Source organism: Streptomyces sp. P9-2B-2, assembly GCF_030406865.1.
GTDB lineage: Bacteria > Actinomycetota > Actinomycetes > Streptomycetales > Streptomycetaceae > Streptomyces > Streptomyces platensis.
This window is the reverse complement of sequence record NZ_CP129126.1, coordinates 1,570,347-1,593,895: the sequence shown is the minus strand read 5'-3', so window position 1 is coordinate 1,593,895 and position 23,549 is coordinate 1,570,347. Positions and strand designations below refer to the sequence as shown.

General features: G+C 71.2%; 26 protein-coding genes. 17 read left to right on the top strand and 9 right to left on the bottom strand.

The genetic code is table 11. From position 1 onward, the window contains the following. Window positions 1–9: 9 nt before the first annotated feature. From QT196_RS06805 to QT196_RS06790, 4 genes are all read right to left on the bottom strand, one after another. The gene (locus tag QT196_RS06805; protein WP_266736292.1) at window positions 10–822 is read right to left on the bottom strand and encodes an amino acid ABC transporter ATP-binding protein; all 813 of its coding nucleotides are present in this window, start codon (window positions 820–822) and stop codon (window positions 10–12) included. Next, window positions 819–1,721 (bottom strand): amino acid ABC transporter permease, encoded by a 903-nt coding sequence (locus QT196_RS06800; RefSeq protein WP_168478088.1) that lies wholly within the window; start codon window positions 1,719–1,721, stop codon window positions 819–821. The genes QT196_RS06805 and QT196_RS06800 overlap by 4 nt, the downstream gene beginning before the upstream one ends. Further along, window positions 1,718–2,578 carry an ABC transporter substrate-binding protein gene (locus QT196_RS06795; protein ID WP_290354552.1) on the bottom strand — a complete coding sequence of 287 codons (861 nt, stop codon included), beginning with the start codon at window positions 2,576–2,578 and terminating at the stop codon, window positions 1,718–1,720. Before QT196_RS06795 ends, QT196_RS06800 begins: the two co-directional genes overlap by 4 nt. A 169-nt stretch (window positions 2,579–2,747) precedes the next feature. Then, complete coding sequence (locus QT196_RS06790; protein WP_168478087.1) at window positions 2,748–3,431, bottom strand: glycerophosphodiester phosphodiesterase family protein; 684 nt, start codon at window positions 3,429–3,431, stop codon at window positions 2,748–2,750. Between the two features lie 526 nt (window positions 3,432–3,957). On the opposite strand from QT196_RS06790, the gene QT196_RS06785 reads away from it, so the two are divergent. The 5 genes from QT196_RS06785 (at window position 3,958) to QT196_RS06765 (ending at window position 8,674) form a co-directional block, all read left to right on the top strand. Further along, the gene (locus QT196_RS06785; RefSeq protein WP_290354551.1) at window positions 3,958–5,355 is read left to right on the top strand and encodes a DUF6421 family protein; all 1,398 of its coding nucleotides are present in this window, start codon (window positions 3,958–3,960) and stop codon (window positions 5,353–5,355) included. 59 nt (window positions 5,356–5,414) lie between these two features. Beyond that, the gene (locus QT196_RS06780; protein ID WP_211117565.1) at window positions 5,415–6,176 is read left to right on the top strand and encodes an SDR family oxidoreductase; all 762 of its coding nucleotides are present in this window, start codon (window positions 5,415–5,417) and stop codon (window positions 6,174–6,176) included. Next, window positions 6,155–7,243, top strand: a complete 1,089-nt coding sequence (locus QT196_RS06775; RefSeq protein WP_085927323.1) for a low specificity L-threonine aldolase — start codon at window positions 6,155–6,157, stop codon at window positions 7,241–7,243. Before QT196_RS06780 ends, QT196_RS06775 begins: the two co-directional genes overlap by 22 nt. A 75-nt stretch (window positions 7,244–7,318) precedes the next feature. Beyond that, window positions 7,319–7,936, top strand: a complete 618-nt coding sequence (locus tag QT196_RS06770) for a transglutaminase domain-containing protein (protein ID WP_168478084.1) — start codon at window positions 7,319–7,321, stop codon at window positions 7,934–7,936. Between the two features lie 12 nt (window positions 7,937–7,948). Next, on the top strand, window positions 7,949–8,674 hold the full coding sequence (locus tag QT196_RS06765) for a phenylalanine--tRNA ligase beta subunit-related protein (protein ID WP_168478083.1): 726 nt from the start codon (window positions 7,949–7,951) through the stop codon (window positions 8,672–8,674). Between the two features lie 97 nt (window positions 8,675–8,771). Here QT196_RS06765 and QT196_RS06760 read toward each other — a convergent pair whose 3' ends face one another. Continuing rightward, window positions 8,772–9,488, bottom strand: coding sequence for a lysophospholipid acyltransferase family protein (locus tag QT196_RS06760; protein ID WP_168478082.1), 717 nt, complete (start codon window positions 9,486–9,488; stop codon window positions 8,772–8,774). A 341-nt stretch (window positions 9,489–9,829) separates the two neighbouring features. Between QT196_RS06760 and QT196_RS06755 the strand changes: the two genes are divergently transcribed. From QT196_RS06755 to QT196_RS06740, 4 genes are all read left to right on the top strand, one after another. Next, on the top strand, window positions 9,830–10,162 hold the full coding sequence (locus QT196_RS06755; protein WP_168478081.1) for a thioredoxin family protein: 333 nt from the start codon (window positions 9,830–9,832) through the stop codon (window positions 10,160–10,162). Window positions 10,163–10,387: 225 nt separating this feature from the next. Next, complete coding sequence (locus tag QT196_RS06750; protein ID WP_290356617.1) at window positions 10,388–10,894, top strand: flavin reductase family protein; 507 nt, start codon at window positions 10,388–10,390, stop codon at window positions 10,892–10,894. 239 nt (window positions 10,895–11,133) lie between these two features. Further along, window positions 11,134–11,919 (top strand): electron transfer flavoprotein subunit beta/FixA family protein, encoded by a 786-nt coding sequence (locus QT196_RS06745; RefSeq protein ID WP_168478080.1) that lies wholly within the window; start codon window positions 11,134–11,136, stop codon window positions 11,917–11,919. A 49-nt stretch (window positions 11,920–11,968) separates the two neighbouring features. Beyond that, entirely contained in the window at window positions 11,969–12,931 is a 963-nt protein-coding gene (locus QT196_RS06740) for an electron transfer flavoprotein subunit alpha/FixB family protein (RefSeq protein ID WP_168478079.1), read from the top strand. 141 nt (window positions 12,932–13,072) lie between these two features. Here QT196_RS06740 and QT196_RS06735 read toward each other — a convergent pair whose 3' ends face one another. After that, entirely contained in the window at window positions 13,073–14,050 is a 978-nt protein-coding gene (locus tag QT196_RS06735; protein ID WP_168478185.1) for an IS481 family transposase, read from the bottom strand. Window positions 14,051–14,152: 102 nt separating this feature from the next. Next, complete coding sequence (locus QT196_RS06730) at window positions 14,153–14,671, bottom strand: DinB family protein (RefSeq protein ID WP_290354550.1); 519 nt, start codon at window positions 14,669–14,671, stop codon at window positions 14,153–14,155. 195 nt (window positions 14,672–14,866) lie between these two features. Here QT196_RS06730 and QT196_RS06725 point away from each other — a divergent pair, with 195 nt between their 5' ends. Beyond that, the gene (locus tag QT196_RS06725; protein WP_168478076.1) at window positions 14,867–16,153 is read left to right on the top strand and encodes an aldolase/citrate lyase family protein; all 1,287 of its coding nucleotides are present in this window, start codon (window positions 14,867–14,869) and stop codon (window positions 16,151–16,153) included. A 119-nt stretch (window positions 16,154–16,272) separates the two neighbouring features. Here QT196_RS06725 and QT196_RS06720 read toward each other — a convergent pair whose 3' ends face one another. Continuing rightward, window positions 16,273–16,899, bottom strand: a complete 627-nt coding sequence (locus tag QT196_RS06720; protein WP_290354549.1) for a TetR/AcrR family transcriptional regulator — start codon at window positions 16,897–16,899, stop codon at window positions 16,273–16,275. Between the two features lie 72 nt (window positions 16,900–16,971). Between QT196_RS06720 and QT196_RS06715 the strand changes: the two genes are divergently transcribed. From QT196_RS06715 to QT196_RS06695, 5 genes are all read left to right on the top strand, one after another. Beyond that, entirely contained in the window at window positions 16,972–17,277 is a 306-nt protein-coding gene (locus QT196_RS06715) for a hypothetical protein (protein ID WP_266736303.1), read from the top strand. Continuing rightward, window positions 17,274–17,453, top strand: a complete 180-nt coding sequence (locus QT196_RS06710) for a hypothetical protein (protein ID WP_168478073.1) — start codon at window positions 17,274–17,276, stop codon at window positions 17,451–17,453. The genes QT196_RS06715 and QT196_RS06710 overlap by 4 nt, the downstream gene beginning before the upstream one ends. Before the next feature lie 32 nt (window positions 17,454–17,485). Continuing rightward, window positions 17,486–17,656, top strand: a complete 171-nt coding sequence (locus QT196_RS06705) for a transposase (protein ID WP_248001055.1) — start codon at window positions 17,486–17,488, stop codon at window positions 17,654–17,656. Between the two features lie 129 nt (window positions 17,657–17,785). After that, complete coding sequence (locus tag QT196_RS06700) at window positions 17,786–18,094, top strand: transposase (RefSeq protein ID WP_290354548.1); 309 nt, start codon at window positions 17,786–17,788, stop codon at window positions 18,092–18,094. A gap of 128 nt (window positions 18,095–18,222) precedes the next feature. Continuing rightward, window positions 18,223–19,104, top strand: a complete 882-nt coding sequence (locus QT196_RS06695) for a GNAT family N-acetyltransferase (protein WP_290354547.1) — start codon at window positions 18,223–18,225, stop codon at window positions 19,102–19,104. 116 nt (window positions 19,105–19,220) lie between these two features. On the opposite strand, the gene QT196_RS06690 is transcribed toward QT196_RS06695, so the two are convergent. Continuing rightward, window positions 19,221–20,261: a LacI family DNA-binding transcriptional regulator gene (locus tag QT196_RS06690; RefSeq protein ID WP_290354546.1), complete on the bottom strand. Its 1,041-nt coding sequence runs from the start codon at window positions 20,259–20,261 to the stop codon at window positions 19,221–19,223. A gap of 143 nt (window positions 20,262–20,404) precedes the next feature. Between QT196_RS06690 and QT196_RS06685 the strand changes: the two genes are divergently transcribed. Both QT196_RS06685 and QT196_RS06680 read left to right on the top strand, forming a co-directional pair. Continuing rightward, a complete protein-coding gene (locus tag QT196_RS06685) occupies window positions 20,405–21,358 on the top strand; it encodes an ROK family protein (RefSeq protein WP_290354545.1) in 954 nt (317 codons plus the stop codon). Between the two features lie 294 nt (window positions 21,359–21,652). Further along, on the top strand, window positions 21,653–23,521 hold the full coding sequence (locus QT196_RS06680) for a serine/threonine-protein kinase (RefSeq protein WP_290356616.1): 1,869 nt from the start codon (window positions 21,653–21,655) through the stop codon (window positions 23,519–23,521). Window positions 23,522–23,549 lie beyond the last annotated feature (28 nt).

The window sequence follows — 23,549 nt, the reverse complement described above, 5'->3', positions numbered from 1 at the left end:
GGCCGCCGTTCACAGCCGCCCCGCCTGGATGATCCGTTGCAGGAACTGCCGGGTGCGGTCGTGCCGCGGAGCGCCGAAGACCTGCTCGGAGGTGCCGCGCTCCAGCACCACCCCGCCGTCCAGGAAGCACACCTGGTCGGCGACCTCCCGCGCGAAGCCCATCTCATGGGTGGCGATGACCATGGTCATGCCGTCCGTCTTGAGCTCGCGGACGACCTCCAGCACCTCGCCGACCAGCTCCGGGTCGAGGGCCGCGGTGACCTCGTCGAGCAGCAGCAGCCGGGGCCGCCCGGCCAGCGCGCGGACGATCGCGACCCGCTGCTGCTGGCCGCCGCTGAGCCGGTCCGGGTACTCCCCGGCACGACCGCCGAGCCCGAGCCGTTCCAGCAGCTCACGGGCCCGCTCCTCCGCCTCGGCGCGCGGCACCCCGTGCACCCGGCGGGGCGCCAGCGTGATGTTGTCCAGCACGGTCATGTGCGGGAAGAGGTTGTACGCCTGGAAGACCACGCCGATCCGGCGGCGGACCGCGTCCACGTCGGCCCGCGGGTCGGTGATCTCCTCGCCGTCCAGGAAGATCGCGCCGTCGTCGATCTCCTCCAGCAGGTTCGCGCAGCGCAGCAGGGTGGACTTGCCCGAGCCGGAGGCGCCGATCAGCGCGGTCACGGTGTGCGGCGGGACCTCCAGATCCACGTCCCGCAGCACGACCGTGCCGCGGCCGTAGGTCTTGCGTACGGACTCCAGCCGCAGCACCGGCCGGTCGCCGGGCGCGGCCGGGCCGGCGGTCTCCGCGGCGGGCCGCGGGGTGTCGTCCGTCGTGCTCATACCAGCCCTCCCTGGGCGCGCCTGCGGTCCATGCGGCCCGTGATCCAGTCCGTGCAGCGGGTCATCGGGATGGTCAGCGCGACGAAGACGAGCCCGGCCACGACGTACGGCGTGAAGTTGAAGTCCTTGCCGGCGATGATCTGCGCCGCGTAGACCGCGTCCACCGCGCCCGCGATGGACACCAGCCCGGTGTCCTTCTGGAGCGAGACCAGATCGTTCAGCAGCGGTGGCACCACCCGCCGCACCGCCTGCGGCAGCACCACGAAGCGCAGCGCCTGTCCGCCGGAGAGCCCCAGCGACCGGGCCGCGGCCCGCTGCGAGGGGTGCACCGATTCGATACCGGCCCGGAAGACCTCGGCGACATAGGCCGAGTACGTCAGCACCAGCGCGGTCCCGCCGAGCAGCACCGGATCGGTGGTCACGCCTTGCAGCCGCAGCGCCGGCACCCCGAAGACCACCATCAGCAGACAGATGATCAGCGGCAGTCCGCGGAAGAAGTCGGTGTACGCGGCGGCCAGCGCGCGCAGCGGGAAGAACACCGGGCCGCGCAGCGTCCGGGCCACCGCCAGCAGCAGCCCGAGCACCAGCACCGCCGCCCCGCACACCACCAGCAGCCGCAGATTCAGCAGCAGTCCGTCCAGCACCTTCGGCAGCGCCATCCGCGCGTACTCCGGGCTGAAGAACGTCTCGCGGGTACGCGGCCAGCCGGGCGAGCGGGTGATGACCAGGAAGAGGACCGCGCCGGTGACCAGGGTGCTGAGCGCGGCGACGGCGGTCGCACGCCGGGCCCTGGCCCGCCGGAACCGCTCCCGCTCGATCCGCCGCGCCGAGGGCACATACCCGTCGCCGTCCGCCTCCGGTGCCGTACGGGTCTTCAACACGCCGCCTCCGTACGTCATTTGAGCACCGGCACGGAAACGGCGTCGGCCAGCCACTTCTTCTCCAGCCGGGCCAGGGTGCCGTTCTTCCGCAGGGTGTCCACCGCGGCCGTCACACAACCGGTGATCCGGCTCTCCTTGTCCAGGACCAGCCCGAACTGCTCGTCGGGGGCACCGGTGGCCGCGAACTGCCCGACGACCTCGGCGTCCTTGACCTCCGCCGAGGTGATGTAGAAGGCGGTCGGCAGATCGGTGAGGATCGCGTCGACCTGGCCGTTCCTCAGCGCGGACTTGGCCAGGTCGTTCTTCTGGAAGACGGCCGGCTGCTGGGTGGGCCGGACGGTGTCCTGGAGGACGTCCAGGCTGGTGCTGCCGACCTGCGCACCGAGTTTGACCCGCCGCAGATCCGCGATGCTCTTGGCACGCGCCGCCTTGGAGCCCTTAAGCGCGATCACCGCCTGCCGCACGCCGTAGTAGCCGGAGGAGAAGGCGACGGCCCGCTTGCGCGCGGCGCTGATGGAGATCTGGTTGATGTCGAAGTCGAACCTCTTCGCACCGGGCGCGAAGGCGTTGTTGAACGGCACGGTCTGCCAGTGCACCGCGCCCTTGTCGTAGCCCAACTGCCGCGCGACGGCGTACGCGACCGCGGATTCGAAGCCCTTCCCGTTGGCCGGGTCGTCGTCGTGGAACCACGGTGCGTACGCGGGCTTGTCGGTGCCGACCGTGAGCGTCCCGCGGGCCACGGTGGCCAATTGGCCGCGTGCGCAGCTCTGTTTGCCCGGCCCGGCGGCGTCCTGCGGGGCACAGCCGACGGCCGCGGTGAGCAGCGCGACGGTGGCGCAAGCGGCAAGGCGGAGAGGGCGGTTGGCGAGGCGCATGGCGGGAGCGTGGCAGTCCGCGAGGTGATCTGTCGAGATCGGCAGGGAAAACATCCGCATGCTGGAATCACATTGCAGGGCTGTGAACTGCGGATTTCGCCGTATGCCGGGGCGGGGCCGGAGGGACGCGGGGCGCCCCGCCCGGCCGGGCGCGCCCGCGCCCGCCGTATTACGCCGTGAAGCGGACCGCCCGCCGGATCTCCGGCAGGTCGGTCACCACACCGTCCAGACCGAGCCCGCGGGCCAGGCGGAGCTGGTCGTGGGTATTGACCGTCCAGGCCACGACCTTCAGCTGTGCGGCGTGCGCCCGCTCGACCAGTTCCAGGGTGAGCCGGCGGATGTTCAGCGAGAGCATCGTGGCGCCCACGGCCAGCGCCCGGTCGACGACATCGGTGCCGTAGCGGCTGCCGACCAGTGCGGTACGGACGCCGGGCAGCAGGGTCCGGATCGCGGCCAGCGCCTCGTCGTGGAAGGAGATCACATCGACCCGGTCGACCAGATCGCGGGAGCGCAGCACCTCGGCCAGCGCCTGCGCGGCCGCCACATCCTTGATCTCGGCCTGGAGCGGCGCCCTGACCGCCGTCACGACCTCCTCGAAGACGGGGATCCGCTCGCCCCGCCCGGCATCGAGCTCACGCAGCTCGGCGAGGGTGCGCTCGACGATCGGTCCGGCGCCGTCGGTGGTCCGGTCCACGTCCGCGTCGTGCATCACCACGAGCGCGCCGTCCTTGCTCAGATGGAGATCCAGCTCGATGACATCGAGGCCCTCCTGCTCGGCGCGCACGAAGGAGCGCAGGGTGTTCTCCGGCTCGACGCCCATCATCCCGCGGTGTCCGATGGTGAGAAAGGACAAGGCTGCCTCGCTTCTGTCGGCTCGGTGCCGCTGTCGGCTCGGTCCCGGTGTCGACCCGTCGGCAACGGCGTAACGAAATGGCGCTCAGCCTAACGGGACCGTACGGCGGAAAAAGGGGGTGCCGGACCGGCCCCGGTGTGTCCAGTACGGCTACCCGCCATATCCCGCTTCCAGACCCTCACCCTCGCGTGGGCGAGTCCCCGCCACGCTGACGGGGCCCGGCGGCAGCGGTGCCGGGGAGCGGGGTGTGTCATATGCCATACGGCTACGGAGAGTAGGTAACCCGGCGGTCGGACCGTGCCCTTCCGGGAGGCGAGAAGGCCCCTATTCCTGTCAACTTCCCCTGGAAGAAGCGCTGAAACCCTCGCCCTCATGGGCAGGAAGTGTCGCCCAAGCCGTCACGCACAGGAAAAATCGGCGTGACCGCGGGGTGTCGGCAGAAAAATTTTCACCAGCCCCACTTGAGACGGCGATCCTCGGCTGGTTACCGTGGGCTGACAACACGATCTACCGCCGGAGGGCAGTCATGACGGAAATTCTTTCGCCTGTGGGTGTCCAGGAGGCCACCACGACCGCGGAGAGTGTGGTCGCGCACCCGGCGTGGTCCGTGCTCAAGGACGCGGTCGAGACCATCCGCCCCTGGCAGTCCAAGGACGGTTCGATCGACCTGGCGGCGGAGGGTGCGCCGAGCGCCGGCGCCGTGCGCGCCGAGGTCGACCGCGTGATAGCGGCCATCGGTGAACTCGCCCCGTTGGTGCCGCACGACGCCGCCTACCACCAGGCGCTCGCCACCGACCTGCGCCGCTGGGTCGACAGCGGCTTCGAGGTGCCGGACTTCCTGGACTCGCTGCTCGCCTTCCAGCCCGCCCGGCAGCGTGCCGACGGCCTTCAGCACCTGGTGCTGTTCCCCATGTACACCCAGAACGGCAACCCGGACCGCAACTTCGAGGCCGTCGTCCTGCGCATGGTCTGGCCGGACTGGCTCGCCGAGCTGGAGCGCACCCGCTACGACAACCCCCTCTTCTGCGGCATCACCTTCGAGGACTTCACGGCCGGCTACGACACCCACTCGGCCGTGCTCTTCCCGGAGACCATCGCGGTGCGCGAGGCCCCCGAGCGGTTCGGCTGGGGCGGCATCTTCTGCGACCGCGAGGCCGCCCGCTTCCGCCGGGTCAGCCAGGCCGCCATCGAGACCCTCGGTGTCGAACTCCCCGAGGACATCCGCGCGCTGCTGGACGACCAGAAGCGCTGCCAGGAGTCGTTCGTGCTGTGGGACATGGTGCACGACCGCACCCACAGCCACGGTGACCTGCCGTTCGACCCGTTCATGATCAAGCAGCGCCAGCCGTTCTGGATGTACGGCCTGGAGGAGCTGCGCTGCGACCTCACCGCCTTCAAGGAGGCCGTGAAGCTGGAGGCCGAGGGGTACCCCCAGGCGCGCGATGTGCAGTTCACGGTGATCTTCGACCGGATGTTCCGGTTCCCGCTCAGCGGCGACCGGGTCCGCAACTACGACGGGCTCGGCGGCCAGCTGCTCTTCGCCTACCTGCACAAGCACGACGTCGTACGCTGGACGGACAACACACTGCACATCGACTGGGAGCGGGCACCCAAGGTCACCAACCAGCTGTGCGGCGAGATCGAAAAGCTCTACCGGGACGGCATCGACCGGCCCAAGCTGGTCCACTGGTTCGCTGCGTACGACCTCGTCTCGACCTACCTCGCCCCGCACCCGGGCTCGGTCTGGGCCAAGGGACCGGACGCTCTCGACCTGGACCAGCCGCCGCGCAAACTCGTGGACGACGTGCTCCCCGACGAATTCCCGCTGAGCATGTTCTACGAAGCGCTCGCCAAGAAGCTGCGTGCTGTGATCGCCTCTACCAAGGGCATCACGGCCCACAGTGACGCATTGGCGGCGGCATGACGACGGACCGGAACACCCGGCCGCAGGCCGTCGAGGAGCAGGACGAGGAGGCGACGAAGATGGGTACGTCGACGGGTGGCCAGGGGCCGCTGGAGGGTGCGGTCATCGCAGTGGCGGGTGCGGCCGGACCGGCCGGGCGCGCGACCCTGCTGCGGCTGGCCGAAGCGGGTGCGGTGGTGGTCGGCTCGGACTCCCACCCCGAGCGGCTGGCGGAGGCCGTGGACGCGGCGCGCTACGCTCACGGCGGCGCCACGGTGATAGGGGACACCGTTGATCTCCTCGACCTGGACCAGGCCCGCGAATGGGCGGACCGTACGGAGAAGGAATTCGGCCGGATCGACGGCTTGGTGCACCTCGTCGGCGGATGGCGCGGTTCGTCGACGTTCGCGGAGACCGACCTGACCGACTGGGACATGCTGCACAAGCTGCTGGTCCGCACCGTCCAGCACACCTCCCTCGCCTTCTACGACGCCCTGGAGCGCAGCGGCAACGGCCGTTTTCTCCTCACGAGCGCGGCCGGCGCCAGCAAGCCCACCGGGGGCAACGCCGCCTATGCCGCCTCCAAGGCCGCGGCCGAGGCCTGGACGCTGGCCATGGCGGACGGCTTCCGCAAGGCGGGGGGTGAGCAGGGGCCGCGCGCCGCTGCTGCCATCCTGATCGTGAAGGCGCTCGTCAACGACCAGATGCGCGCCGAGCGACCGAACGCGAAGTTCGCGGGCTTCACGGACGTCACGGAGTTGGCCGAGGCCATCGCCGGGATCTGGAGCCGGCCCGCCCAGGAAGTGAATGGACAGCGTCTGTGGCTGACCCCCGAGCCGTGACCGGCGCGAAGACCGACGCCCGGCAGCACCACGATCCCGAGATACGCGGCTTCGCCAGCGACAACTACGCGGGCGCGCATCCCGAGGTGCTCGCCGCGCTCGCCCTCGCCAACGGCGGCCATCAGGTCGCCTATGGCGAGGACGACTACACCGCGCACCTCCAGCGGGTGTTCCGCAGCCACTTCGGGCAGCGTGCCGAGGCGTTCCCGGTGTTCAACGGCACCGGCGCCAATGTCGTCGCCCTCCAGGCCGTGACCGACCGCTGGGGCGCGGTGATCGCCGCCGAGTCCGCGCACATCCACGTGGACGAGTGCGGTGCGCCCGAGCGGGTCGGCGGGCTCAAGCTGCTGACCGTGCCGACCGAGGACGGCAAGCTCACCCCCGAGCTGATCGACCGCCAGGCGTACGGCTGGGACGACGAGCACCGTGCCATGCCGCAGGTCGTCTCGATCGCCCAGAGCACCGAACTCGGCACGGTCTACACACCGGACGAGATCCGGGCGATCTGCGAACACGCCCATGAGCGCGGCATGGTGGTGCATCTGGACGGTTCGCGGATAGCCAACGCCGCGGCGACGCTGGATGTCCCGATGCGGGCCTTCACCAACGCCGTGGGCGTCGACATCCTCTCCTTCGGCGGCACGAAGAACGGTGCGGTCTTCGGTGAGGCCGTGGTCGTGCTCAACCCCGACCGGGTGCGGGCGATGAAGCATCTGCGGAAGCTGTCCATGCAGCTGGCCTCCAAGATGCGCTTCGTCTCCGTCCAGTTGGAGGCGCTGCTGGCCAAGGACCTGTGGCTGCGCAACGCCCGGCACGCCAACACCATGGCGCAGCGGCTGGCGGCCGGGGTGCGGGAGATCGGCGGGGTGGAGATCCTCTACCCCGTGCAGTCCAACGGGGTGTTCGCCCGGCTGCCGCACGATGTCAGCGAGCGGCTCCAGAAGCGCTACCGCTTCTACTTCTGGGACGAGGCGGACGGTGTCGTGCGCTGGATGTGCGCCTTCGACACCGCGGTGGAGGACGTCGACGGCTTCCTCGCCGCACTCCGCGAGGAGATGGGTCGCTAGCACGCACTGCATAGCCATGCGCCCGGCTGAAAAGTCATTGACTCTCGGCCGGGCGCATCGCTACGCTCCGCGGGCATGGAGCTGATCCAGGACACCCCGGAAATCTCTGCCTACTTGGCCGCCGGTGAGGCCATCGACCACGAGCACCCACGCGTCCGGGCCCTCGCGGCGACCCTCTCCGCCGACGCGCCTGATGCATACACATACGCCAAGGCGGCCTTCGCGTTCGTTCGCGACGCCATTCCGCACAGCCAGGACGCCGGCGACGAGCGCAGCGAGATGGGGGTCCCCCCGGCCGAAGGGTGGGGGAGGGTCACCTGGCGCGCCTCCGACGTTCTCGCGCAGCGCACCGGCATCTGTTACGCCAAGGCGCACGCCCTCGCGGCACTACTGCGGGCGGCGGGTATCCCCACCGCGCTGTGCTACCAGAAATTCGATGTCGTCCACGGCCTGGTGGCCGTCCGGCTGCCCGGTGAGGACCGCTGGGTCCGGCAGGATCCGCGGGGAAACAAGCCCGGTGTCGACGCGCAGTTCCGCCTCGATCGCGAGCAGCTCGCCTTCACCGTGCGACCAGAGTTCAATGAAGTGGACTATCCAGTCCTGTTTGCTGAACCGCACCCGGCCGTGCTCCAATGCCTGCGGGAGGCCGTCGACCGGCCTCACCTCTGGCAGACGCTCCCCACCGATCTCTGAGGAACGGCCCTGATGCCCAGCTCTTCGCAGGTCTCCGACCTCACCTGCGCCCTGCATGTCTCCGACGAGGTGCGCGCCCTGGCACCCGGCTTCGGCTGTCTTGCCGTGGAAGCCCACGGTCTGACCAACGGGCCCAGCGACGAGGCCGGTGCGGCGCTCCTGGACGACGCCACCCGCCGGCTCGCCGCGCGCCTCGACGGGCGTGCCCCGCAGGGCGATCCGCATATCGCCGCCTGGCGCGCCACCTACACCGCCTTCGGCAGCAAGCCGTCCCGCACCCGCAACTCCGCCGAGGCACTGGCCAGGCGCGCGCTCGCGGACGGCGGTCTGCCACGCATCAACCGCCTCGTCGACCTCTACAACGCCATCAGCGTCGCCCACCTCATCCCCGTGGGCGGCGAGGACCTGGACCGTATCCAGGGCGGTATGCGGCTCGTACGGGCCACCGGCGACGAGCCGTTCGTGACCGCGGCCGGGGGCGCCGAGGTGATCGAGCACCCCGACGCGGGCGAGGTCGTCTGGTGCGATGACCAGGGCGTCACCTGCCGCCGCTGGAACTGGCGGCAGGGTGTGCGTACCCGCCTCACCGAGGACTCGGTCAGCGCCCTGTTCCTGCTGGAGCGGATGGCTCCCATGACGCTCGACGAGCTGGCCGCCGCGGGCGCCGAGCTGGCCGAGGCGCTGCACCGGGCCTGCCCGGACGCCCGGATCGAGATCGGCGAGATCTGGTCCCCGTGACCCGGGCCCTGCGGACCGGCCGGCGGAAGGGACCGCGGCCGGTCCGGTGACGGCGTGGCCGGCCGCGGGGACCGTTACGCCAGGCTTCCGGGGACCGTCAGGCGAGGCTGCCGGGTGCCGCGGGGGCCGTGCCGCCCAGGTGGGCCGGGATCCACCAGGTGTCCTCGGAGTCCTTGGGGCGTACGGGGTAGGCGCGCTGCGCCGCCTCCAGCAGATCCTGCACCCGGGTCCGCAGCCGGTCGGTGATCTTCTCGGCCTGCTCGGCCGGGTCGGCCTCCATCGGCTCGCCCACCCGGATCGTTATCGGGAAGTGGTTCCGGCCCAGATCGCGCTTGTGGCCCTTGGTCCACAGCCGCTGGGTGCCCCACAGTGCCACCGGCAGCAGCGGCACCCCGGCCTCCTGGGCCAGCCGCGCCGCACCCGACTTGAAGTTCTTCAGGGTGAAGCTCTCGGAGATCGTCGCCTCGGGGAAGACCCCGATGATCTCGCCCGAACGCAGTGCGGTCAGCGCGTGCTTGTACGCGTGCATCCCCTGGCCGCGGTCCACGGGAATGTGCTTCATCGCGCGCATCAGCGGGCCCGACATCTTGTGCCGGAAGACCGACTCCTTCGCCATGAAGCGCACCAGCCGCTTGGCCGGGCGCGCGGTCAGCCCGGCGAAGACGAAGTCCAGGTACCCGATGTGATTGCTCACCAGAACCGCCCCGCCGCGGCGCGGAATGTGATCCGTCCCGGCGATGTCGAATTTCAGATCGAGCGCCTTGAAGAGCGTGCGGGCGGCGCCGATCACCGGCGGATAGACGAGCTCTGCCATTGTCCGGAGGACCCCTTTTCCACGCCTGGGGAGGGTTCTCCCGGCGGAAACCTACGCAGTCGTAACTGCGGCTTTCGGGAGATCGTGCCCGATGTCGGCCGCGGCGGCCAGCGCGCCGGCCGCCCGGACCGGGAGATTCTTGTCACGTGGCGGCCGTTCAACGGGCAGTTCTCCGCAGCAGAAGGTACCTCTCGCACCCCTGGCAGGATGCGTCCCCGGGAATCTTTGTGGTCCCGTGAACGCTGCATTCGTGGATGACGGGACTCATGGTGCGCCTCGGGGTGCTCGCCGCGGCGAGCGTCTCCGGCAGGTGACACCAACGCCGCAACAGGAGGCTGACGGTGCGGGAGCGGGACGACACGGCACGGCTGGGCGCCGCCGAGATCGGGGCGGCGCTGGGGGAGCGGGCCACCCTGCTGCAGTTCTCCAGCGCCTTCTGCCAGCCCTGCCGGGCCACCCGGCGCACCCTCACCGAGGTCGCCGGCATGGTCGACGGCGTGGCCCATGTCGAGATCGACGCGGAGGACCATCTGGAGCTCGTACGGCAGCTCCAGGTGCTGTGCACCCCGACGGTGCTGGTGCTCGACGCGGCCGGCGCGATCGTGCGCCGCGCCTCCGGACAGCCCCGGAAGGCGGATGTGATCGCGGCCCTCGGCGCGGCGGTCCGTGATTGATCTCCCAGATGCTGGGCTCCCCTTGACGCTGTGGGTCACGAATCGTCACTCTGACGTGATGCGGCCAGGACCCCTTCTCTACGGACGCGCCCACGTCGACCTTCTGCGGACTGCCAGCGCCCGCTGTCCGGGCATGTGAGCAGCGACGACACCACTGCCGCCGACCGCCGCCCGGCCGTCGGCGGCCCCGCCCGGGCTCGTACTCCACAGCAGAAGGACAACTCCATGACGGCCCTGACCGGCCTCGGCACGCCGCACATCGCCTCTCCCGAGCTCCTGCGCTCGGTCTTCCGGCAGCACGCCGCCGGCGTCGCGGTGATCACCGCGCCCGGCCCGCGCCCCGCGGGCTTCACCGCCACCTCCCTCACCTCCGTCGCCGCCGACCCGCCGCTGCTCTCGTTCGGCGTCGGCACCGGCTCCTCCAGCTGGCCGAACGTGTCGGAGGCCGAGCACATCGGCGTCCACATACTCGGCGAGCACCAGCAGGAGCTGGCCGCCACCTTCGCGCGCAGCGGCGCCGACCGCTTCGGCCCCGCCACCTCCTGGCGCACCGGCCCCGAGGGCGTGCCTCTCCTGGACGGCGTTCTCGCCTGGCTGGTGTGCAAGGTCGAGGCCCGGGTGCCGGCCGGCGACCACTGCCTCGTGATCGCCCAGCCCGTCGTCGGTGACCCGTCCAGGCCCGGCCGTCCGCTCCTCTATCACCAGGGCCGGTTCAACGCGCTGCGCGACTGACGGTCCGTCGCGGGAACCCGACACGCGCGGGTTCCCGCGGGGCTTCCTCTTCCTCCGTTCAGGGCCGTTGGCAAGGTCACATTTCGACGGCCTTGATTCGGGGCACGAGACTGGATGTACTGGCGAGTAATATGGCGGTCGGCGTGGGGAACCGGAACCGACCGGGAGCCGCCCCAACAGGCGCCTATGCTGCCAGCACAAGGCAGTTCTGAAGAGACGAAGCAGGTAGGAGAGTCGGCGTGAGCTTGAGGATCGTTGTCTGTGTGAAGTACGTGCCCGACGCCACCGGCGACCGGCACTTCGCCGAGGACCTGACCGTCGACCGTGACGATGTGGACGGTCTGCTCTCGGAGCTCGACGAGTACGCCGTCGAGCAGGCCCTGCAGATCAAGGAAGCCGCGGACGACGCGGAGATCACGGTCCTGACCGTGGGCCCCGAGGACGCCAACGACGCGCTCCGCAAGGCGCTGTCGATGGGCGCCGACAAGGCCGTCCACGTCGAGGACGACGACCTGCACGGCACCGACGCGCTCGGCACCTCCCTCGTGCTCGCCAAGGCCATCGAGAAGACCGGCTACGACCTCGTGGTCTGCGGTATGGCCTCCACCGACGGCACGATGGGTGTGCTGCCCGCGCTGCTCGCCGAGCGTCTGAACGTCCCTCAGGTCACCCAGCTCTCCGAGGTCTCCGTCGACGGCGGCAAGGTCACCGGCCGCCGGGACGGCGACACCGCCAGCGAGCAGCTGGAGGCCGCACTGCCGGCCGTCGTGTCCGTCACCGACCAGTCGGGCGAGGCGCGTTACCCCTCCTTCAAGGGCATCATGGCCGCCAAGAAGAAGCCGGTGGAGTCCCTGGACCTGGAGGACCTGGAGATCGAGGCGGACGAGGTCGGCCTCGAGGGCGCCTGGACCAAGGTCGACGACGCCACCGAGCGTCCGGCCCGCACCGCGGGCACGATCGTCAAGGACGAGGGCGAGGGCGGCAAGCAGCTCGCCGAGTTCCTCGCGGGCCAGAAGTTCATCTGAGCCGCAGCCCTTTCCACCGCCCTCATTCTTCCCGCAGGAGAGCAATCCCATGGCTGAAGTTCTTGTCTACGTCGACCACGTGGACGGTGCCGTCCGCAAGCCCACCCTCGAACTGCTCACCCTCGCCCGCCGCATCGGCGAGCCGGTAGCGGTGCACCTCGGCCCGCACGCCGACGAGGCAGCCAAGGTCCTCGCCGAGCACGGCGCGGTCAAGGTCCTGGTCGCCGACGCCCCGGAGTTCGCGGAGTACCTCGTCGCGCCCAAGGTCGACGCACTCCAGGCCGCCTACGACGCGGTCTCTCCGGCCGCCGTGCTGCTGCCGTCCTCCGCGGAGGGCAAGGAGATCGGTGCCCGCCTCGCGGTCCGCATCGGCTCCGGCATCATCACCGACGCCGTCGACCTGGAGGCCGGTGCCGAGGGTCCGGTGGCCACGCAGTCCGTCTTCGCGGCCTCGTACACCACCAAGTCCCGCATCACCAAGGGCACCCCGGTCATCACCGTCAAGCCCAACTCCGCCGCCCCGGAGGCCGCGCCGGCCGCCGGCACGGTCGAGCAGCTCGCGGTGACGGTCGCCGACTCCTCCAAGGGCACCAAGATCGTCTCGCGCACGCCGCGTGAGTCGACCGGCCGCCCGGAGCTGACCGAGGCCGCGATCGTGGTCTCCGGTGGCCGTGGCGTCAACGGCGCCGAGAACTTCCCGGTCATCGAGGCGCTCGCCGACTCGCTCGGTGCGGCCGTCGGCGCCTCGCGTGCCGCCGTGGACGCCGGCTGGTACCCGCACACCAACCAGGTCGGCCAGACCGGTAAGTCGGTCTCGCCGCAGCTGTACATCGCGGCGGGCATCTCCGGCGCGATCCAGCACCGCGCCGGTATGCAGACCTCGAAGACCATCGTCGCCATCAACAAGGACGAAGAGGCCCCCATCTTCGAGCTGGTCGACTACGGCGTGGTCGGCGACCTCTTCGACGTCGTCCCGGCCCTCACCGACGAGGTCAAGACCCGCAAGGGCTGAGCCCGTCCAGGTGCCGGCCCCTTCGGCACAGCACGAGGCCCCGTACGCGCGCCGCGTACGGGGCCTCGTGCGTCCGCGACCGAAGGGGGCGCGGGGGAGGGCTAGGGCCTGATCCAAACGACAGGCCCTAGCTGTACTCGGTCATGACTTTGGTGACAGTCGGCTGATCGGGGGCTGGCCTGCGAGCGCGGTGTGTCGGCGTCGAGTGTTGTAGAAGGTCAGCCACGGCGCCAGGGCCTGGGCTCGTTCGGTGTTGCTGGTGAACACCTGGTGGTATGCCCATTCGGTTTGCAGGGTCCGGTTGAAGCGTTCGACCTTGCCGTTGGTCCAGGGGCAGTGGGGGCGGATGAAGCGCTGCTGGGCACCGAGGTCGGCCACGGCCTGGCGGAATGCGGTGCTCCTGCGGTATGCCCAGGCGTTGTCGGTGATGACGCGTTCGATGCGGTCGATGCCACGGACTGCGAAGAAGGCGGCAGCGCGGGTGAGGAAGCCGGCGCAGGTGTCGGCCTTCTCATCTGCATGGATCTCGGCGTAGGCCAGGCGGGAGTGGTCGTCGACGGCGGCGTGGATGTAGTCGTAGCCGATCCGGGCCTGCTTTTGTGCGTAGGTCTTGCCGGCTTGGCGGCCGTGGGCCCGCCAGCCGCCGCCGTCCGGGATGCGTCCGATCTTTTTGACGTCGAGGTGGACGAGTTCACCGGGCCGGGCGCGTTCGTAGCGGGTGTGGCTGCGGCGTTCGGCTCGGATGGGCTGTCCGGTCAGAGGGTCGCAGGAGGCCAGGCGAGGCATGTGATGGCGGCGCAGGATGCGGCTCACCGTCCGTGCGGGGACGCCGGTTTCGGCAGCGAGGAAGTCCGGCCCCCGTCGGTGGACGCGTCGTGCGCTGAGCACTGCGGCCTCGACGTGTGCGGGAGTACGCCTCGGGCAGGTGTCGGGGCGGCTGGAGCGGTCGTGCAGGCCGTTGAAGCCTTCGGCCTTGAAACGGGCCACCCATCGGTGGGCGCACTGCCGCGAGACTCCCAGCTCCTTGGCCACATGGGCCACCGGACGCCGGTCGTGGACGACACGGCGCACCAGAAGACATCTGCCGTGAAAATTCAGCCGGGCATTAGCGTGGGCCATCAAGACCTCCGGTTGTGGTGAAGACAGGCATCTCCACTACGCCCGGAGGTCTCTTCTTGATCAACTACCGACGCGAGTTACCAACCTCATGGCCGAGTACACCTAGCTGCCCGTCACACCGTCGATCTGCTCGCGGAGGAGATCCGCATGGCCGTTGTGGCGCGCGTACTCCTCGATCATGTGGACGTAGATCCAGCGCAGGCTCAGCGGGCGGCCCCGGGAGCTGAGGAAGGTCTCGTCCAGCTCGCTGTCGGCCACAGCCTTGTCGCAGGCCTCGATCTCGGTGCGGAAGGCCGCGAACTGCGCCTCGGCGGCGGCCGGGTCGAGAGCCTCGAAGTCGGCGTCGGGCTGGTCCTCGGTGATGTAGTGATCGTCGATCCGCTCGCTGAGGAAGCGCTTGCGGAACCAGACCCGTTCGACATACGTCATGTGGCGCACCAGGCCCAGCAGGGTGAGGTTGGACGGCGCGCTGCCGGCCCGGACGAGCTGGTCGGCGGTGAGTCCGGTGCATTTCGCGAGCAGGGTGTCGCGGTGGAAGTCGAGCCAGCCCTGAAGCATCTCCCGTTCACCGGCCACGGTGGGGAGTTCTTTGCGCTCGATAGTGGGTGCGATCCAAGTCATGCGGGGAGTCTGGCGGGAGCGGCGCCGTGGCGCCACGGGGTTTCCGGTCGGCGGCCGCGCGCCCGTGACCTGCTCTGCTCCGGGCGGGGGGTGTTGACCTCGCCGAACGACCCGGATAACTTCGCTATACGGATTGTTGATTCCGTTAGGCGGAATGCGCTCGAGGGTCGGGCCGAGCACCGGGAGGGGCAGCGAATGGGCCAGCAGGAGACCGTGGCGACGAGCCTCGCGGACACCGTACGCGAGGGCATCGGCGCCGCTCTCGCCCAGGTGGACGCGGATCTGGCGCGGCGCTACCCGGGCGACCCCGGCACCCGCCAGCCGGTCCACACGGTCTATGTCCCCGGTGACGCCTTCGCCGCCGACACCCTGCGCTCCTGGGGCGACCAGGCGCTCGCCGCCCTCGACGCGCACGCCCCCGACGCCGGGGCGCTCGCCGCCGTCCTCGGCCTCCCCGACGCGCTCGCCGACGAGGTCCATGACCGGGTCCGCGCCAAGCTGGTCCGGGAGCCCGTCGAGGATCTGCGGATCGACTTCGAGGACGGCTACGGCCCCCGCCCGGACGCCGAGGAGGACGCGGCCGCCGCCCGTGCCGCCGCCCTGGTCGCCGCCGCGTATCAGGACGGCACCGCGGCCCCGTACATGGGCATCCGGATGAAGTGCATGGAGGCCGCCGTCCGGGACCGCGGTATCCGCACCCTCGACATCTTCCTGACCGGTCTGATGGCGGCCGGCGGGCTGCCCGACGGGCTGGTCCTCACGCTCCCCAAGGTGACATACGCCGAGCAGGTCACGGCCATGGTGCGGCTGCTGGAGGCCTTCGAGCGGGCGCACGGCCTGGCGAGCGGCCGGATCGGCTTCGAGATCCAGATCGAGACCACCCAGTCGATCCTGGGCGCCGACGGCCGGGCCACCGTCGCCCGCATGATCGAGGCGGCCGAGGGCCGTGCCACGTCCCTGCACTACGGCACCTTCGACTACAGCGCCTCCTGCGGTGTCAGCGCCGCCCACCAGTCCCTCGACCACCCGGTGGCCGACCACGCCAAGGCCGTGATGCAGGTCGCGGCGGCCGGTACCGGCGTACGGCTCTCCGACGGCTCGACCAATGTCCTCCCCGTCGGCCCGGCCGACCGGGTCCACGCGGCCTGGCGACTCCATCACGGCCTCGTGAGCCGCTCGTTGGCCCGCGCCTACTACCAGGGCTGGGACATGCACCCGGCCCATCTGCCCACCCGCTACGCCGCGGTCTACGCCTTCTACCGCGGGGGCCTGGAGCAGGCCGCGGCCCGGCTCGCGGCGTATGTCGCCAAGGCGGGCGGCGACGTCATGGACGAGCCCGCCACCGCCAAGGCGCTCAGCGGCTATCTGCTGCGCGGACTGGACTGCGGCGCCGTGGACACCGCCGAGGTCGCCCGGCTGACCGGGCTGACCCGCGCCGACCTGGACGCCCTCGCGGGCCGCCCGGCAGCGACGGGCGTCTGAGCGCAGTAGTCGACATGCGGCACAACCCCGCGCGCGCATACGGGAGTTGACTGCCACCCACGCTTACGGGCCCGTCAGGCCCGACGAGGCCCCCGCCGATCCGGCGGGGGCCTTTCGCGTCAGTCCGCTGCCGGCCCGAGGTCGTCGAGGTGGGTGCGCAGGACCGTGGCGCAGGTCCGGTCGTCCAGCACCTCGGGCCGTAGTGCGGCGGTGAAGGCGAGGCCGTCCAGGAGGGACGTCAGCCGTTCGGTCTCGGTCTCGACGTGGAGGCCCGGCCGCAGCCCGCCCGCCGAGTCGAGGCGGGTGAGGATGCGGCGCACCAGGGCCCGGGTGGCGACGGCGGTCTCGTGGGCGAGGCCGTCCAGCGCTGGATCGGTCCGGGCGGCCGTGGAGAAGTCGACGAGGACGGTGACCTCGGCGCGCCGGCGGTCGTCCAGGGGGAGCAGCTCGGAGAGCAACTCCATCGCGAACCGGCGGACTTGGGGGCCGGAGAGCCCGTCCAGTTCGCCGAACTCGTCGATCCGGCGCTGGAGCCGGTCGCCGACCCGGTCGACCATCGACCGCATCGCAAAGCGGATCAGCTCTTCCTGGCCGGCGAAGTAGTGCCGGACCGACCCGATGTTGAGCCGCGCCTCATCGGCGACGGCGCGCAGGGAGGCGCGCTGGAGGCCGTCGCGTACAGCCACACGGAAGAGGGCGTCGACGACCTCGCGGCGCCGGGCTTCGCGGTCCACCTGTTTGGGCATGAGCCCTTCCTATCACGGCTGTGATAAATTGTTTTCTATCACGCCTGTGATACAAAAAAGCGAGAGGTGATCATGGAACAGGTCCTGAACCTTCTTCTCCTTCGATTCGGCCTGCTCATCGGCGGTTTGGTGGTGCTGGCGCTGCTGGTCTTCGCGGTGGCGGTGGTGCTCCGGCGCCGGGGGAAGCTGGACGAGATGCGGCGGTACGCGGCACCCGCCGCACGGGCCGTGGGCCGCCGCCTGGACGCCCGGGGTGCCGCGCGGGGGCGTGGCCCCTCCCGGAGCGGCGGATCGCCGGCCGGTGCGGTGCTCCGGGCCGCCGCCCGTCACCTGGACGACGACGGGCGCGGGAAGGCGGAGCGGGGTGCGGGCCGATGACGGGCGACGCGCCGCTCCACGCCCTTGCCCGGGGTGACGGCGACGGCCTGCTTCACCATCTGCTGGTCGACCAGGCGATCAAGGTCGCCATTGTGCTCGTCGCGCTGCTCGTGCTGGCGCTGGGCATGCGGCTCATCTGGAAGAAGGCCGGCCGCGCCGGGCACCCGGAGACCTGACGGATGGACAATGGAACCGGCTGGAAGCGCTGTTGGGCACGGGGAAGAAGCCAGGGCGACCGCCGAAATCGACCAGGCGGCAGCTGATCGAGGGCATACGGTTTCGCACCCGTACTGGTGTGCCGTGGCGGAAATGTGCCCGAGCGGTACGGTCCGTGGGCGCGGGCGTACGACCTGTTCCGCCGCTGGCAGCGGGACGGTAACTGGCAGCGAATCTTCGCCCAACTGCAGGCCCAGGCCGATGCCAAGGAACTCATCACCTGGGACATCAACGTCGACTCCACGGTCTGCCGGGCCCACCAGCGTGCGGCTGGGGCGAGGAAAAGGGGGACTTGCAGGTCGAGCCTCCCGGCGGCGTCACCGTCGAGCCGGACGACCATGGCCTTGGTCGCTCGCGCGGCGGCCTGACCACCAAGCTCCACCTGGCGGTCGAGCAGGGGCAGAAGCCCATGTCGATCGTGATCACCGCCGGGCAGCGCGGCGACTCCCCGCAGTTCGAGCCGGTCCTTGACAAGATCCGCGTCGCCCGCACCGGAGTACGAGGCAACCGTGCTGGTCGCGGCCGTCAACGAGTGGCTGTGACCGCACGCTCGCACCGGTCTTTCGATAACCCTTTGCCGAGAAACCGATGGGCCGGATAGGTTCTCCCAGCCGTCCCGGTCGTTCCGGACCGGCGCTGTCGACGAGGAGGTGTGGAGCACATGCGCAGGAGCGTCCAGCAGTTGAGCCCGCGTACTGACCTTGGCCACTTCCTCACGACGGAGACACCTTGTCGTCTCGCATCGCCCCACTGACCGACCCCGCTCACGGCCCGAACAGCCGGCGTCTTGCATGGCTGGCATCCGACGCCGATTCCATCCCCGTCGGAACCGCCTTTCTGCGCCTGTTCGACAGTCCCGGACAGGAGCACCTGGCCGAACTAACCCTCCAGGTTCATCCGGCGGAGCGACGTCAGCACGTCGGTTCGCAGCTCCTGGACGCCGCCGTGGCCGCCGCCCGGGACAACGCCCGCCGCTACATCATTGCGCAGGCCGAGGCCGGATCGCCCGGCGACCAGTTCCTGGTGAAGCGCGGTTTTCGCAAGGTGCTCACCTTGCGGTTCTCCCGCTTGCCACTGGCCGATGTGGACACCACCGCCCTCGCCAAGATCATCGAGCGTCCGCATCCCGGCTACCGGCTGGCGGCATGGCAGGGAGCCGTCCCTGACGACCTCGCCCAAACGTTTGCCGCCTCACGCCGCGCCATGGACGACATGCCCATGGAAGACACCGACTACGGCACCGTGACCTGGGACGTGGACCGGGTCCGGGCTGCGGCGGAGGCCGTCGAACGACGCGGTGACCAGCTGCACACCGTTGTCGCCGTCGACACCTCCGACAGCTCGATCGCCGGATTCACAGAACTCGTCATTCCCGGCAACGGCACAGGCGATGGTCAGCACTACGGCACCGGCGTGCTGCCCGAGCACCGTGGACACGGCCTCGGCCGATGGATGAAAGCCGAGTCGATCCGACAGGCCCATGGGCACTATCCGGACCTCGGCGGCCTCCTGACCGACACCGCCGACAGCAACAGGCACATGAGACACATCAACGACAGTCTCGGCTACACACCCACGCACACGACACACCAGCACCAGCTCGACCTTTAGCGGTGAACGGACGGGCCGAGCCTGGACATCACCTTGCCCGGCCCGTCGGCGCTTTCGATACACGCTCTAGGTGTCCGGCGGTCCCAGGGTCTCCGGCGGGAGGTCGGCTCTCCCGGTCAGCTCTGCGCGGGCGGGATCTCGCCCGAGCCGCGGGGGATCAGCCGGGTGGGTATCTCCATCCGGCGGGGGGCGTCATCGGCGCCGTCGAGCCGGCGGAAGAGCAGCTGCGCCGCCGTACGGCCGAGTCGTGCGGCGTCCTGGGCGACGACGGTGATGGCGGGGTTGACCAGATCGGCGAGCTCGAAGTCGTCGAAGCCGACGAGGGCGACCGGGTGCGGGTGGTCGGCGAGCACCCGCACCGCCGTGACGGTGACGCGGTTGTTGCCCGCGAACAGTGCGGTCACCGGCTGCGGGCCGGCCAGCATGGCGGTGGCGGCGGACCGCACCCGCTCCGGCGCGGTCGGGCCGAGGGAGACCCAGGACTCGTCAACGGGCAGGCCCGCGGCGGCCATTGCCGTGCGGTAGCCGCGCAGCCGCTCATGGGCGGTGTGAATCCGGGGCTGGTCGCCGATGAAACCGATCCGGCGGTGGCCGTGCGCGATCAGATGGGCCACCGCGTCCTGGGCGCCGCCGAAGCTGTCGGAGAGGACGACATCGGCGTCGATGCGGCCGGCCGGGCGGTCGACGAAGACGGTGGCTATTCCGGCCGCGATCTCCGGTGCCAGATACCGGTGGTCGTCCGCGGCCGGGATGATGACCAGGCCGTCCACCCGCCGGGCGCACAGGGCGAGCACCAACTCCTGTTCGCGGGCCGGGTCCTCGGCGCTGGAGCCGTTGATCAGCAGGGCGCCGTGGCTGCGGGCGACTTCCTCGACGGCGCGGTTGAGCGGTCCGTAGAAGGGGTCGGCGAGATCCTCCAGCACCAGGCCGATGCTGGCGGTGCGTCCCTTGCGCAGAATCCGGGCGGAGTCGTTACGGCGGAATCCGAGGGCCGTGATGGCCTCCTGGACGCGGCGTTCGGTGTCCGGGGTGACGCCTGGTTCGCCGTTGACCACACGGGAGACCGTCTTGAGGCCGACCCCCGCGCGCGCTGCGACATCCTTCATCGTGGGCCGGGTGCCATAGCGGCGGGACGTGCCCCGCGCGGTGTCGCTCACGGTGTGCGGTCCTGATTCTGTCGGCATCGGCGTGTGGCGTCGAGCATAGCCCCTAGACAACGTTGTCAATCACGGGAAGACTGGCGTTCTCACGCCGGGCCGGTACGCTCGGCCCCCGGGCCCCACCAGGAGATTCCACACCGATGCAGACGGACCTCAGCGCAGCCTTGGACATCGGCGGCACCAAGATCGCCGGCGCTCTGGTGGACCCCCGCGGCAGACTGCTCGTACGGGCCGCCCGGCCCACCCCCGCCGACAAAGACGGGGCGACGGTGATGCGTGCGGTGGCCGAGGTGGTCGGCGAGCTGGCGGCGGCGCCGGACTGGGCCCGGGTGGCGGCCGTCGGAATCGGCAGCGCGGGCCCGGTGGACGCCGCCACCGGCACCGTCAGCCCGGTCAACATCCCCGGCTGGCGCGACTTCCCGCTCGTCGCCGGAGTGCGGGCGCTCGTCGGGGAGCGTCCCGTCGTCCTGGTCGGTGACGGCGTCGCGATGACCGCGGCCGAGCACTGGCAGGGCGCCGCACGGGGCCACGCCAACGCCCTGTGCATGGTGGTGTCCACCGGGGTCGGCGGCGGGCTCGTGCTCAACGGCCGACTGCACCCGGGACCCACGGGAAACGCCGGCCACATCGGCCACATCAGCGTCGATATCGACGGGGACCCCTGCCCGTGCGGGTCCCGCGGCTGCGTCGAGCGGATCGCCAGCGGCCCCAACATCGCCCGCCGGGCGCTGGCCCACGGCTGGCAGCCGGGCCCCGACGGTGATACCAGCGCGGCCGGTGTCGCCGCCGCCGCACACGCCGGTGACCCGGTCGCCCTGCGCTCTTTCGAGCGAGCGGCCCGGGCGCTGGCCGCCGGGATCGCCGCCACCGCCACGCTCGTCGAGATCGATATCGCGGTCATCGGCGGCGGGGTCGCGGGCGCGGGGGAGGTCCTCTTCCGCCCATTGCGCGCGGCTCTGCGGGACTATGCGACGCTGTCGTTCGTGTCGGGCCTGACGGTTGTACCCGCCCAAATGGGCACGGACGCCGGGGTGGTGGGCGCCGCGGCCGCCGCACAACAGTCCCGCCTCGATGCCTTCGTCCCCACGCCCTGACGTCACCACAGGCCCCCGCGCGCCCCTTAGTGTGTTGCCCATCGCGGCCTGTCCACCGTGACGCACACGGTGGCCGGCGGAAGCACGGCTATCGAGGGGACGGCGACGGTGACATCGGGGGAGCGTGCGCAGGACGGGGCGGACGGGGAGCCTGGGGCGAGCGGTGTGCGCGGACCCGGTGAGTCGGCCGGTGACCCACCACGGAGCGCCGAAGGCGGGGCGGGCGACCGCGGGCCGGCTGACGGCGCGCCCGGCGCCGCCGCGAGCGGGCCGCGGCGCGGCGGTGACGCGGATCTGACCGGGCGGCTGCTGGGCGGCCGCTACCGCGTGACCGGCCGGATCGGACGCGGTGGCATGGGCGTGGTCTGCCGCGCCGTCGACGAGGTGCTGGGCCGCGAGGTCGCCGTCAAGGTCCTCCGCGCCTACACCGACGCCTCCGCTCCGGAACTGGCCGATCTGCGCACCCGGATGCAGCGCGAGGCGCGGGCCGCGGCCCGTATCCGGCACTCCGGTGTGATCACCGTCCATGACGTCCTCGACGAGGACGGCCGGCCCGTCATCGTGATGGAGCTGGTGGACGGTCCGTCGCTGGACGATGTGCTGGACGAGCACGGGACCCTCGAACCGCGGGAGATCGCCCGGATCGGCGCCCAGGTGATGGACGCCCTGGACGCCGCCCACCAGGTGGGCGTGCTGCACCGCGATGTGAAGCCCGGCAATGTGCTGCTGGACAACTGGGGGCACCGGCCGGGCCGTTCCGGCACCGGGGGAGGGCGGGTGGTGCTCACCGACTTCGGCATCGCCAGCATCGAGGCCCCGGGCGACGGCGCGACCACGCATCTCACCCGCAGCGGCGAACTGGTCGGCTCGCTCGACTACTTGCCGCCCGAGCGGGCGCAGGGCCAGGACCCCACCCCCGCCTCGGACATCTGGTCGCTGGGGATGACGCTGTATGCGGCGGTGGAGGGCGGCGGCGCGCCGTTCCGCCGTACGTCGGTGTGGTCGACGCTCACCGCGATCGTCACGGAGGCACTCCCCGAGCCCCGGCGGGCCGGCCCGCTCACCCCGGTCCTCCATGCCCTGATGGCCAAGAACCCGGCCGACCGGCCATCCGCCGCCCAGGCCCGGGACCTGCTGGCGGCGGTGGCCGAGGGCCGCGAGCCCACGGCACTGCCGGTGCCCGGGGTGCCCCATCCGCCGACGGTGACCGATGTCCGGCCCGGACCGGCCAAGGCCGCTGTACCGCCCGCCGGCTGGCTCTCCGGACCGGGGGCCCAGGGCGGCCCGCCGACCGAGCCCACGCCGCTGGCCCCATCGCCGACACCGACGCCTACGCCGCCCGCCGCACCCGCCGGGCACTCCGTCCCTCCCTCGGCGGCCACCGGTCCGTACCCGGCGGGCTCCGCCGAGCGGGACACCGCACGAGTGCCCGCCCGGGGACGGCGTCGGGTCGTCCCGGCCGTGGCGGCGGTGCTCGCCGTGCTCGCGGCGGGCGGTGGGCTGACGTATGCGCTGGTCGGCGGCGGGGCGAGTGAGACGGTCGCGGACCGCGGGCGGCCGTCGGTGCGGCCGGCCGGGACGCCGAGTGGGCCGGACGCCCGGGACGCGGCCAAGGGCAAGGCAGGCGACGGGCAAGACGGTAAGGGCAACGACGAGGGCACGGGCAAGGGCGGCGGGAAGAGCGCCGCGCCGTCCGCGTCGGACCGGCCCTCGGACAGCGGCGGGGCCAAGGACACCAAGCCCGGAGGCGCAGGCGGGCAGGACGGTGGCTCGGGAGAGAGCCAGGGCGGCACCGGCGGTGGCGGCGGCGCGGACAGTGGCCACGGCGGGGCGTCCGGGGCGACCGGCGGCGACGGTGGCGGCGATGAGCCGACGCAGGGGCCGTCGTGCCAGTCGATCGGCGGCGGCAAGGCCAACTGCGACGTCTGGCGCGCAGCGCGCTCCTACACCGCGTCCTTCGAGCAGGTCGGCACCCTCGACATGGGCACCAACTACTTCTACTGCCAGGCGAAGCTGGGGCGCCGGGAGACGTACGGGAAGTGGACGAACGTCTGGTGGGCCAAGACCGATGACGACAGCGGCAATTCCGGTGTCTACATCAGCGTCGTCTACCTCAAGGGCGGGGAGAACGACCAGCCGGTCCCGGGGCTGCCCACCTGCTGACAGCCCGGGGACACGGTCCGGGTGCCGG

Excerpts from the sequence above, each read along its gene's own strand:
- QT196_RS06735 (WP_168478185.1), bottom strand. The coding sequence starts at position 14,050 with ATGGCCCACGCTAATGCCCGGCTGAATTTTCACGGCAGATGTCTTCTG.
- QT196_RS06715 (WP_266736303.1), top strand. The coding sequence starts at position 16,972 with ATGGAACAGGTCCTGAACCTTCTTCTCCTTCGATTCGGCCTGCTCATC.
- QT196_RS06765 (WP_168478083.1), top strand. The coding sequence starts at position 7,949 with ATGCCCAGCTCTTCGCAGGTCTCCGACCTCACCTGCGCCCTGCATGTC.
- QT196_RS06710 (WP_168478073.1), top strand. The coding sequence starts at position 17,274 with ATGACGGGCGACGCGCCGCTCCACGCCCTTGCCCGGGGTGACGGCGAC.
- QT196_RS06720 (WP_290354549.1), bottom strand. The coding sequence starts at position 16,899 with ATGCCCAAACAGGTGGACCGCGAAGCCCGGCGCCGCGAGGTCGTCGAC.
- QT196_RS06805 (WP_266736292.1), bottom strand. The coding sequence starts at position 822 with ATGAGCACGACGGACGACACCCCGCGGCCCGCCGCGGAGACCGCCGGC.
- QT196_RS06685 (WP_290354545.1), top strand. The coding sequence starts at position 20,405 with ATGCAGACGGACCTCAGCGCAGCCTTGGACATCGGCGGCACCAAGATC.
- QT196_RS06760 (WP_168478082.1), bottom strand. The coding sequence starts at position 9,488 with ATGGCAGAGCTCGTCTATCCGCCGGTGATCGGCGCCGCCCGCACGCTC.
- QT196_RS06725 (WP_168478076.1), top strand. The coding sequence starts at position 14,867 with ATGGGCCAGCAGGAGACCGTGGCGACGAGCCTCGCGGACACCGTACGC.
- QT196_RS06780 (WP_211117565.1), top strand. The coding sequence starts at position 5,415 with ATGGGTACGTCGACGGGTGGCCAGGGGCCGCTGGAGGGTGCGGTCATC.
- QT196_RS06800 (WP_168478088.1), bottom strand. The coding sequence starts at position 1,721 with ATGACGTACGGAGGCGGCGTGTTGAAGACCCGTACGGCACCGGAGGCG.
- QT196_RS06795 (WP_290354552.1), bottom strand. The coding sequence starts at position 2,578 with ATGCGCCTCGCCAACCGCCCTCTCCGCCTTGCCGCTTGCGCCACCGTC.
- QT196_RS06770 (WP_168478084.1), top strand. The coding sequence starts at position 7,319 with ATGGAGCTGATCCAGGACACCCCGGAAATCTCTGCCTACTTGGCCGCC.
- QT196_RS06730 (WP_290354550.1), bottom strand. The coding sequence starts at position 14,671 with ATGACTTGGATCGCACCCACTATCGAGCGCAAAGAACTCCCCACCGTG.
- QT196_RS06740 (WP_168478079.1), top strand. The coding sequence starts at position 11,969 with ATGGCTGAAGTTCTTGTCTACGTCGACCACGTGGACGGTGCCGTCCGC.
- QT196_RS06785 (WP_290354551.1), top strand. The coding sequence starts at position 3,958 with ATGACGGAAATTCTTTCGCCTGTGGGTGTCCAGGAGGCCACCACGACC.
- QT196_RS06750 (WP_290356617.1), top strand. The coding sequence starts at position 10,388 with ATGACGGCCCTGACCGGCCTCGGCACGCCGCACATCGCCTCTCCCGAG.